Origin of the sequence: Paenibacillus sp. AR247 (assembly GCF_002968895.1) — a bacterium.
GTDB lineage: Bacteria > Bacillota > Bacilli > Paenibacillales > Paenibacillaceae > Paenibacillus_AQ > Paenibacillus_AQ favisporus.
The window spans coordinates 4,474-15,156 of the sequence record NZ_PCZT01000024.1; the positions used below are offsets into that span (position 1 = coordinate 4,474).

At 54.9% G+C, this 10,683-nt stretch carries 12 protein-coding genes; 9 read left to right on the top strand and 3 right to left on the bottom strand.

Annotation, left to right across the window (positions count from 1 at the left end; genetic code table 11):
* The 3 genes from CPT76_RS30810 to CPT76_RS30820 form a co-directional block, all read right to left on the bottom strand.
* The coding region (locus tag CPT76_RS30810; RefSeq protein WP_181153168.1) for a Ger(x)C family spore germination protein at nt 1-517 on the bottom strand (517 nt) is incomplete at its 3' end.
* The gene (locus tag CPT76_RS30815; RefSeq protein ID WP_105445598.1) at nt 510-1,985 is read right to left on the bottom strand and encodes a spore germination protein; all 1,476 of its coding nucleotides are present in this window, start codon (nt 1,983-1,985) and stop codon (nt 510-512) included. The genes CPT76_RS30810 and CPT76_RS30815, both read right to left, overlap by 8 nt.
* Before the next feature lie 209 nt (nt 1,986-2,194).
* On the bottom strand, nt 2,195-2,491 hold the full coding sequence (locus CPT76_RS30820; protein WP_076172932.1) for a hypothetical protein: 297 nt from the start codon (nt 2,489-2,491) through the stop codon (nt 2,195-2,197).
* Between the two features lie 173 nt (nt 2,492-2,664).
* Here CPT76_RS30820 and CPT76_RS30825 point away from each other — a divergent pair, with 173 nt between their 5' ends.
* The 9 genes from CPT76_RS30825 to CPT76_RS30865 all read left to right on the top strand — a co-directional run.
* Nucleotides 2,665-2,934 (top strand): TetR/AcrR family transcriptional regulator, encoded by a 270-nt coding sequence (locus CPT76_RS30825; protein ID WP_105445599.1) that lies wholly within the window; start codon nt 2,665-2,667, stop codon nt 2,932-2,934.
* Nucleotides 2,935-3,183: 249 nt separating this feature from the next.
* Nucleotides 3,184-3,912 (top strand): MgtC/SapB family protein, encoded by a 729-nt coding sequence (locus tag CPT76_RS30830; RefSeq protein WP_076172979.1) that lies wholly within the window; start codon nt 3,184-3,186, stop codon nt 3,910-3,912.
* Nucleotides 3,913-3,998: 86 nt separating this feature from the next.
* Nucleotides 3,999-4,760: a DeoR/GlpR family DNA-binding transcription regulator gene (locus CPT76_RS30835; protein WP_105445600.1), complete on the top strand. Its 762-nt coding sequence runs from the start codon at nt 3,999-4,001 to the stop codon at nt 4,758-4,760.
* A gap of 113 nt (nt 4,761-4,873) precedes the next feature.
* Nucleotides 4,874-5,962: a zinc-binding dehydrogenase gene (locus CPT76_RS30840; protein WP_258168996.1), complete on the top strand. Its 1,089-nt coding sequence runs from the start codon at nt 4,874-4,876 to the stop codon at nt 5,960-5,962.
* 166 nt (nt 5,963-6,128) lie between these two features.
* Nucleotides 6,129-7,178: an ABC transporter ATP-binding protein gene (locus CPT76_RS30845; RefSeq protein WP_105445602.1), complete on the top strand. Its 1,050-nt coding sequence runs from the start codon at nt 6,129-6,131 to the stop codon at nt 7,176-7,178.
* Nucleotides 7,175-8,053, top strand: coding sequence for a carbohydrate ABC transporter permease (locus CPT76_RS30850; protein WP_089549057.1), 879 nt, complete (start codon nt 7,175-7,177; stop codon nt 8,051-8,053). Before CPT76_RS30845 ends, CPT76_RS30850 begins: the two co-directional genes overlap by 4 nt.
* A gap of 187 nt (nt 8,054-8,240) precedes the next feature.
* Nucleotides 8,241-8,981, top strand: a complete 741-nt coding sequence (locus tag CPT76_RS30855; protein WP_258169030.1) for a carbohydrate ABC transporter permease — start codon at nt 8,241-8,243, stop codon at nt 8,979-8,981.
* Nucleotides 8,982-9,027: 46 nt separating this feature from the next.
* Nucleotides 9,028-10,362 (top strand): ABC transporter substrate-binding protein, encoded by a 1,335-nt coding sequence (locus CPT76_RS30860; protein ID WP_258168997.1) that lies wholly within the window; start codon nt 9,028-9,030, stop codon nt 10,360-10,362.
* Between the two features lie 42 nt (nt 10,363-10,404).
* Nucleotides 10,405-10,683 (top strand): glycerophosphodiester phosphodiesterase family protein (locus tag CPT76_RS30865; RefSeq protein ID WP_308737699.1); only part of this gene is annotated, 279 nt, incomplete at its 3' end.

Consider the following 10,683-nt stretch of genomic DNA (forward strand, 5'->3'; position numbering starts at 1 on the left):
GGCCATGGTAATCAAACAACATCGTCGAGAGGTTGGATCTCGGAATATTCCCCGATTTCATATTCTGCTCAATGAGATGGTACGGCAGCTCACGGCTGCCCTGCTCGGCTATGACCTTGGCAAGGGATGTGACCGGCTCCTCCGATACGGCCACCGTCAAATAATTGCTGATCAGCGGGTTGCGGCAGATCGAATTAATGAAATACGAAAGGCCGCTCTCCGCGAGCTCCCGGCTGAACAGGAGCAGCCGCAGCTTCTCGATTTTGACCGGCTGGGCCGACTGGCCGTTCATTTCGTTCAGGACGAGCTGGGTCTGCCCCGCCCGCCCCTGCAGCGTGCCTACCTTCCCCCTCTGTGTAAAATCGCTGTAGAGAGCGGTCCCGATATAACCTGGGCGGCCGTCGTCAAATCCGAGCACCGTGACGATACGGATATTATCGACCATTCGGTCATTGCCGCATCCGGCGAGCACCAAGAAGATACCGACAGCTCCCAGCCATCTCGCGAGGCTACTCATGCTCAATATCCTCCTTGTCTTCACTCGGGGTATACCGCTTGGAATCCAGAGGCCTTAGGTAAATGTTCCGGTTGGTGATATAGCGGTACGATCGCCGAACGAAGCTGTCGCCGAAATTGCCTGTCCGCAGCGGGAACAGCGGCAGCAAGTACGGGGTTCCGAGGGATTTGAGCCGCAGCAGGTGCCCAAGCAGCAAAAAGAACCCGGCCACTATCCCCATCCCGCCCCATAGGCCGGCCAGCAGGATCAGCGGGAAACGCAGGAGGCGGATGGTGTTGGCCATTTTAAATATCGGGGTCGTAAACGAGGCAAGCGCCGACAACGCAACAATGATCAGCAGGATACTGCTCGCCAAGGCGGCTTCCACCGTGGCTTGGCCGATGACGATCCCGCCTACGATGCCGAGCGTCTGGCCGATTTTGGTCGGGAGCCGGGCTCCAGCTTCCCGCAGCAGCTCGATCGTCACTTCCAGAAAGAGCGCCTCCAGCACAGGGGGAAGCGGGACATGGGTTCGGGACATGATCAACGGCTCCAGTATATTTTCCGGAATAACCTCGAAATGATACGTTAATACGGCGACATAGACAGGCGTGACAAAAATGGAGAAGATGACGCTCAGAATGCGGACGATGCGAAAGAAAGACCCGATAATCCAGGGCAAATAATAGTCCTCCGGCGATACGAAAAAGTCCAAAAACGTGGAAGGGCCCGTAAAGACATAGGGTGATCCGTCCGCAAACACCGCGACCTGTCCGGAAGTAATGGCGTAAGCCACCCGGTCTACCCTTTCCGTCGACAGATAAAGCGGGAACGGGGAGTTGGTATGATCGGATATAATCTGATCGAGAATCGATGTGTCGAATACGACCTCGAAGTCGATCTTGCCGAGCCGCTGTTTCATCGTTTCGATATGCTGCGGATTCGTCACCCCGTCAAGATAAGCGATCATGACCTTCGTATTGGACAGGCTGCCGACCGAAACCTCCTCGATCACCAGCCTCGTTACGGCGATTTGCTGTCTCAGCAAATGGACGTTGACATGAATATTTTCCACAAAGCCGATTTTGGGTCCCACGACGCTGAATTCATTTTCGGTCTCGTTGCTTTGGCGGTGTCCCTGTTCGGTTTGGTTGATATTAACGATCAAAAAAGCCGGCTCTTCCGACGTGATCTGGAGGATCACATACCCTTTGACCAGCTTGGACTCGACTTCCGACGTATCCTCGGTGATTTGCGCTTCATCGAACGGGACTCGGTTCTGAATGTCCGCCAGCCGATGAATGTCATCATCATGCTGCTGGATTTCAGCGATAAGATAACGGTTGATTTTCTCCGCATCCACAAGAGAAGAATAGTAGCTAATCCGGATCCGGTCGTCCTTCGCAAAGGGTGAAAACTGCCGAAAATCGCTGGACTTGGCGGCTTGCTCCAATATTTCACGGAGGGTCTTGGGTGCATCAGGCTTCATGACGATTTCCTTTCCTGTGAGAAAATGAGCATAGATCCCATTATGTTCGGCGCCCGGTCAAAACATACCTGAAGTCAAGGGTGCAGCATATGGAACAAAACAAAAAGAACCCCCAAGGAAAGCCGGCAGTCCGTATCGGCTCGTTTGGGGGTCCATCGATTTAGCTCAGCGCATTTTTCATAAACCTAAAAATATCTTCTTCGCTCATTTCATTCCTCCGGAACCCTCGGCTTATTCACGTCATCCGGAATCCGCTCATCAAAAACGTCCTGCCCCGGGAAATCCCGGACATGGCCTTCGTGCAGCTCATGATTCTCGTAGTCGAATCGACCCGAGCTGCGCTGGTCCACCCGCCACGGCGTGCTTTTTCCCAGCTGCTCGGCGTTGACCGGCGACCCATAGGGCCCGTCCGGAAACTCCTCGAAGGCCAGATCGTTGCGCTGCGACTCCACGGTCGACAGGTCTGTCGAAAGGGCCCGCTTCTCATCCTTCATTTCTTGACTCATGGGCGATTCCTCCCTGCGTTTTCGGCTCCATGCTGCGTGGCATACTTGGACCCGATCATTCTCCTTATTATGGATGGAATAGAGCAAAGTATTCTGGTGGAAATCGTTGACAAACAAAAAGAAGCGAATTACTAAAAAATAAAAATACATTTTGTTTTTTAGGAGGTTTTAAGGTGCCTCAATTCTCTCCAGCTGAAAAAGAACAACTTCGTCAGGATTTAATCGATTCCGGTAAAAGGTTGTTTGCGGCACAGGGTCTTAGAAAGACCTCACTGAAACAGTTAGCCGCCGCAACCGGGATCGCCACAAGCACCTTTTACGCTTTTTACGACAGCAAGGAAGCCATTTACTTGGATCTATTGGAGTTGAAATCGTCCAGGATGGAGGAAAGAGTGTGGGCCGCTGTAGAGAAACAGTCCTCTCGGGCAAATCAAAAATGCTGACCATAACCCTCAGCTGCCCCACCGTCGCCCACGCCCCTCCTCTAAAAAAATATTTCAAAAATTTCCTCCAGGTATATTGTTTTCTGCAAATCCGCGTGTTAATATAGCGACAAATGAACAAATTGTGAACATAAACGAGCATATATTACGCAAATAATACTCATTTATGTTTGATTTGGGCATTGAATGTTCATTTTCGCTTGAGTTAAGGGGGAATGATGAATCGACAGTGTGTGGCATATCAGCAATATGGATTTGACGCTCCGGCTGCTGTTATCGGTCGCCATGGGCGGATTGATCGGCATGGAACGCGAATGGAACAATCACGCCGCGGGCTTTCGGACCCATATCCTGGTCTGTCTCGGCTCGGCGTCCATCATGATCCTGTCTATGTACGGCTTTGAAGCCTTCGTGGACGAAACGAACGTCCGCCTGGATCCGGCGCGGCTCGCTGCGCAGGTGATCAGCGGGATCGGCTTTCTCGGCGCGGGAGCCATTCTCCGCTCGGGACAGACGGTATCCGGACTGACGACCGCCGCTTCGGTATGGGTCGTGGCCGCGATCGGACTGTCGATCGGCGCCGGATTTCTCTACTCGGCCCTTCTGACGACCGGTCTTGCTTTTATCAGCCTGTTTGCCCTGAACAAATGGGAAAAGCTCATCATGCACCGCAAGAGGAACTTCGACTTCCTCATCCGGGTGCCCGACAAGCCGGGCATGCTTGTGACGGTCGCCAGCGAGCTGGATGTGCTTGGCATCAAGATCAACAATATCGAAATCCGCACGCCCGACGGGCTGGCGGATGCCATGGTCGAACTGAAATTCCATATCCGCTCCCCAAATCCGATGCAGGTGGTTGCCGCCATGGACAAAATATCTTCCCTGCCCGACGTGCTTGGCATTGAATCGTCGGGAATCTCCTCAGAATTCGCACAAAAATTTTCCGCAAACAACAAGTATTCCAATTTCAAGATGTAATCGAACTGACGGCAAGCCTGACAAATGAGCAAAAATGAACAAATGTAAGCAATCGTATATGCGATTTGGCGGAAAGGATGGTTATATTGCTGGCAGCTGAACGAAAAATGAGAATCGTCGAATTTGTCAGACAGCATCGGTCGGCTTCTGTCGGCACGTTAGCCAAGGAATTCGGCGTTCATGAAGCGACGATCCGGCGCGACCTGGCCGAGGTCGAGCAGGAAGGGCTTCTGAAACGGACGCACGGCGGCGTTATTGTGGAGCAGCTTACGCATCACGAGCCTTCATTCAACGAAAGATCGGGCATCCAGCTCGATCAGAAGGAACGCATCGGCCAGAAGGCGGCAAGCTTGGTGGAAGACGGGGATCACATCATTTTGGACTCCGGCACGACCACGCTGCACATCGCCCGCAACCTGGTTCACCGCTCCAACATCACCGTCATTACCAACGACATGAACGTGGCGGCCGAGCTTCGGGACGCTCCCGGCGTCAAAGTGACGGTCACCGGCGGGGAACTGTATCCGTCCAGCTTCATGCTGAACGGCATGTTTACGGATTACGTGCTGCGTTCGGTACACGTATCCAAAGCTTTTATCGCGACCACTGCGATCCATCCCAAATACGGCCTTACGCTTCCGGAAGCCCAGCTGGTTGTCGCCAAACAAGGCATGATCGCAGCCGCTCAAGAAGTCATCGTCGTCGCCGACGAAACGAAGATCGGCAAAATTTCGCTGTATAATGTCGCTCCGAATAGCTCGATCCATACCCTGATCACGGGCAACGAGGTTGCGGATTACGACATTAAGCAGTTTCAGGACGCCGGCATTCAAATTTTAACCGTATGACAAGACTCGGCTCCCTTAGCGGGAGCTGACGGTGGCCTAACGCCCCGGATGAATGAAAAGAAACCTCAGATCTTAAAAAACCAAATAACGCTCACATGGAGGTGTTCCCTGATTTGAGTACGATTACGCAAACGGTGGACTCCCGGTCGCTCCGGCTCACCCACCCCCACCATGTCGAAGAAATGACGATGGATCGGACCGTCACGGAAGGATTCGTCGTCATTGAACCCACTTTGGCCAGCATCTGTCATGCCGACCTGCGATATTTCGGAGGCCTTCGGAAACCCGAAGTCCTTGCCCGCAAGCTGCCGATGGCCCTGCTTCATGAGGGCATCGGGAAAGTCGTCGGCAGTTCCTCCAAGCTTCAAGCGGGACAGCGGGTCGCCATCGTGCCGAACCTGCCGGGCTATCTGCTGAACGGCGTCAAGCACGACGAGTGCTGTCCGGCCTGCAAGGGAGACATTCCGGAGAATTACTGCTACAACGGCAAGTTTCTCGGAAGTACGATCGACGGTATCGCGCAGAGCCGGCTCGTCATTCCGGAGGCATGCGCCATTGCGATCCCGGATTCGATCCCGGATGACATTGCCGTGCTGGCAGAGCTGTGCAGCGTATCCTACCGGGCGATCCGCCCCGTGGCCGATCTGCTGGACAGCGCACAGGTCGCCGTTTTCGGAGACGGCCCGGTCGGCTTCCTGACCGCCGCCATGCTCCATTACGCCTTTGGCGTCAGCACGGAGCGCCTGACGGTATTCGGCGCCATTCAGGAGAAGCTGGAGCATTTCACGTTTGCCCGGACCGAAATGGTGCAGGAATACGATTTTCAAGGCGGCTGGAAGGTTGACGTCGTGCTGGAATGCACAGGCGGAAGATTTAGTGAAAGCGCCATCAATCAAGGGATCGACTTACTTCTGCCTGGAGGCCATCTGATCGCCATGGGCGTCAGCGAGGATCTGGTTCCTATCAATACGCGGGATGTGCTGGAGAAAGGCATTACGATCCACGGCAGCAGCCGGAGCTCGCACAGCGATTTTCGGAAGGTGCTTGAAGTGATGCAGCAGGAGGAATGTCAGGAGACGCTCCGGCAGTTGGTGCCGGATGACTATATCCCGGTGAGCAAGGCAGAAGACTTTGCGGGCGCAATGGAATCTGCCCTGGCTCACAGAGACTGGAAAAAGATGTACCTCGATTTTCGCTGGTGAGAGAGCGAAAATCTTGTTCAATAGTGTACCACACAAGCGGGTTGAAGTAAAAACGGCTGGAGGATGCCCAGGCATTCCTCCCTCCGTTCTTCATCATATGAAAGCGCTTGCCGTGGACGATGAACCCAAACAACACATAGCAACCGCTGGTGAAGGAGGAATCCGTGTGGCATCCATTGAGTTGGTCGATGTATCCCAATCGTTTGACAAAAACACCATCATCCCCCGTCTGAACCTGAAGATCGAAGACGGCAAATTCACCGTCCTGGTCGGTCCTTCGGGCTGCGGCAAGACCACCCTGCTCCGCATGATCGCCGGGCTCGACCGTCAGACTTCGGGGTCGGTTCTGATCGGCGGCAGCGACGTATCCGCCATTGCCCCGGGTCAAAGGGGCGTCGCGATGGTGTTTCAGAACTACGCCATTTATCCGACGATGTCCGTACGCGAGAATATCGAATTCGGCCTGAAAAACAACAAAGTACCCAAGGAGGAACGGACACGGCTCGTGGAAAGCATCAGCGAGACGGTTGGACTCCGCCCGTACCTCGACCGCAAGCCCTCCACCCTTTCGGGCGGCCAGCGGCAGCGGGTGGCGCTCGCGCGGGCGATGGTCAAGAAACCATCGGTGTTCCTGATGGACGAGCCCCTGTCCAACTTAGACGCCAAGCTTCGGGTACAGATGCGCGTCGAGCTCATCGAGCTGCACAAGAAGCTCGGATCCACCTTCGTCTACGTCACGCACGATCAGGTCGAAGCGATGTCCATGGCCGATACCATCGTGCTGATGAACCAGGGGGAGATTCAGCAGGAGGCTTCGCCGGCTGAAATTTACCGCGAACCGGATAATCTGTTTGCCGCGCAGTTTATCGGGGTGCCTCCGATGAACGTCGGCGACATGGGGCAGGACGGAGTCCGTTTTGGCTTTCGTCCGGAGCACGGGCTGCTGTCCACCGAGCCGGCGGATGCCCATTTTACGGCCAAAGGCGTCATCTCCACCCGGGAAATGCTTGGCTCAGAGACCATCTACCAGGTCCGTACCCGGGACCATTCCTTTATGATCAAATGCACCGAAGACCTGTTCAGCGTGGACCAGGACATCTATCTCTCCGTGGACGAATCCAAGCTTTTTCTCTTCGGAGCGGATGAAAAGCGGATTTACCGCGATGACCGACGGCATAACACCTACCTTCATGCGCTAAGGGGACGTTTCAAATGAACCGGCGCAGAGTATGGGAGACGACCAGGCCGTACGCGCTCATTTTGCCGGCGATGATCGCCTTGTTCCTGTTCGTGGTCTACCCGGTCTTTTACCTCATTAAATTAAGCCTGTATAAATACAACCTGCTCAATAAGGACAAAAGCAAGTTCATCGGTCTTGACAACTACCGGGAAATCTTCACCCGGGACGATTTCTATCACGCCCTGGCCAACACCGCCGTCTACACGGTGGGCGTCGTGCTCTGCACCATGCTGCTCTCGCTCGGCGTGGCCGTATGGCTGCGGAAGCGGTCGCGGTTCAACGCCATTCTGCAGGCCGGCCTGTTTACGCCGCATATCATTTCGATCGTCTCCATCGCGCTCGTCTGGATGTGGCTGATGGAGCCGGGGCACGGTCTGCTCAATTATGTGCTAAAGGCCTTCGGACTTCCGGGATCGCCCTGGCTGCAGAGCTCCAGCACTTCCATGATCTCCGTGATCCTGGTCTCGGTGTGGCACAGTATCGGCTATTACGCCCTCATTATGGTGGCGGCGCTGCAGAGCATTCCCCCGACCATCTACGAAGCCGCTGCGCTGGACAATGCCAGCAGGTTCAAGGTGTTCTGGAAAATTACGCTGCCGCTGATCTCGCCGCAGTTGTTTTTCATCCTCGTCATCATGACGATCGGTTCCTTCAAGGTGTTCGATACGGTCAAAATCATGACCGGGGGCGGCCCCAACGGCTCAACGACGACGCTCGTGTACTATATCTACGAGTTCAGAACGACCAGCATCGGCTTCGCTTCGGCCACCGGCGTCGTGCTGATGGCGATCATCGCGGTGCTGACCTTTGTTTACTTCAAAGTCCTTGCCCAGCGGATTCACTACCAATGAGCCGCACCATGGGCAGACAACAACCTGAGGGGGTGCTTTTCCCGTGCTGATCCAGGAAAAGAAACAAGTCGGCGGGAAGCTGCGTTACCGGATCCGGGACCATGCGTCCCTCCGGCTTCTGAAACGGCTTCTGGGCTTCGTGGCCAAGCTCGCCGTGCTGATCGTGTTTATTTTCCCGTTCCTGTGGATGATATCCACTTCGCTGCAAACCTTTGAGGAGACGCTGGCCTTTCCGCCGACGTGGATTCCCGCTGCGCCGCAGTGGCATAATTTTGCCGAGGCCATGAGGTCGGCTCCCTTCGTGACCTATGCGAAAAACTCGGTCATCATCACCGTCTCCGTCATCGTGCTGCAAATGATCGTGATGATCCCGGCGGCGTACGCATTTGCCAAATACCGCTTTTGGGGCCGGAATCTGCTGTTCGGCATCGTGCTGCTCGCCTTCATGATTCCAGGGCAGGTGACATTCATTCCCGTCTACCTGATGATGGCGGATTGGGGCATCAACAACACCCTTCTGCCTCAGATCATTCCGTTCATGGCCAATGCCTTCGGAATTTTCCTGCTCCGCCAGTATTTTATGCAAATCCCGCAGGAGATCATTGAGTCCGCCCGGCTGGACAATGCCAGCGAGTTCAAAATCATGCAGAAGATCATGATCCCCATGGCCATTCCCGCCTTGGCCACCGTCGCCTTGTTCAGCTTTGTGAGCCATTGGAACGACTACTTCTGGCCGCTCGTCGTCACCGACTCGACCGCCGTCCGGCCGCTGACGATCGGGATCGCCATGCTCCGGGAATCCGAGGGCGTATCCAACTGGCATATCATCATGGCGGGCAACGTTGTGCTTGTCCTGCCGATCCTGATCGTGTATTTGTTTGCTTCCAAGCAGATCGTCAAGGCTTTTGTATACTCCGGTATTAAATAAGCTGTCGCTATGACTATTTAAATCACCTGAAAATGGAGGAGTTTCTGTGAAGAACAAGTTTCCATTCATCGCGCTGACACTGGCGCTGATCATGACTTTATTGGCAGGATGCAGCGGAGGCGGAAGCGGGTCCGAAGGCGAAACGGCAGGCACGGACAGCAAGACCGCTTCGGGAGAGGCATCCAGCAATGCCGGTAATTCCGGCTCCGGCAAAGAGACCATCCAGTTCTGGCACTCGATCGGCGGCAAGAACGGGGAGTTTCTGGACGCCATGATCAAGCGGTTCAACAGCTCCCAGGACAAAATCGAGGTCGTCGGAACGTTCCAGGGCAGCTACCAGGAAACGGTAACCAAGCTGCAGCAGGCCGTTGCGGCCAAGACCGCGCCGGACGTGACGATGCTTGAGCGTTCCAACGTGCAGCTGTTCGCGGACGCGGAAGTTCTGGAAGACCTGGCCCCCTACATGGAAAAGTCCGGCCTCAGCAAGGACGATTTTGAGGAGGGGCTGATGGGGCATTCCTATTTTAACGATAAGCTGGTCTCCCTTCCGTTTAACCGTTCCACGCCAGTGATGCACATCAACAAGTCGATGCTGGACGAAAAAGGCTTGTCCATCCCGACAACCTGGGACGAATTGAAAAAAACAGCCGAAGCGCTGGTCGTCAAGGAAAACGGCGAGGTGAAACGCTACGGGCTGACGATGCCGTACGATACCTGGTATCCAATCGCCATGATTACGCAGGCCGGGGGCAAGTTCTTCAACGATGAAGGCACGTCCGTCGGTTATACGACCGAAGCGTCCAAGACATTCAAGTATCTGAAGGAGCTGCAAAATGCCGGCGCCCTCTACTATCCGCCAAGCCAGGACTCCGGCAACATTACAAACCAGATGTTTACGAGCGGCAAGGTAGGGATTCTTTTCCAATCGACCGGTTCGATCTCCGGCCTGACTCAAGGTGCGAAGTTCGATTACGTGACGGCATTTCTTCCGCAGGATAAGCAGTACGCTACTCCGACCGGGGGCGGCAACGTGGCTATGATGGCGGCCTCCAAGCATAAGGATGCGGCCTGGGAGTTCATGCATTGGCTGATGACCAGTCCGGAAGGCGCGCAGCAGTTCGTTATCGATACGGGCTACCTGCCTTTCACGAAGCAGATGGTCGAATCGGACGCCATCAAGCAGTTGTGGGAAAAGGAGCCAAACCGGAAGGTGGCTTTTGAGCAGCTCCAATATGCCGTTGATACCAATAAGAGCGTCCAATGGCCGCAGGTCGAGCAGGAGTTTAACAAGGCGATCCAAGCGATCATGTACGATAATAAGGACGTTGATGCCACGCTGAACAGCTACAAGGAAGAAGTGGACCGGATCTTGAAAAATTAACGTGATCCCATTCCCGCCAATAACAAGGAGGTACACTGTCTTATGCTAGAGCATTTGCAGCAGCTGCAGTCCATCGTGGTGTCCGGGCACCGCGGCTGGAAGTCCGCTTATCCGGAAAATACGCTTTTGTCGTTTCAACAGGCGCTGGATCTCGGCGTCGACATGCTGGAGCTGGACCTGCGCATGACCCGCGACGACGTCGTGGTGGTCATCCATGACGCCGCCGTCGACCGGACGACAGACGGATCGGGCCCGGTCGGCGATTATACGCTGGAGGAGCTGAAGCGGCTGGATGCCGGCGGCTGGTTCGGCAAAGTGTTC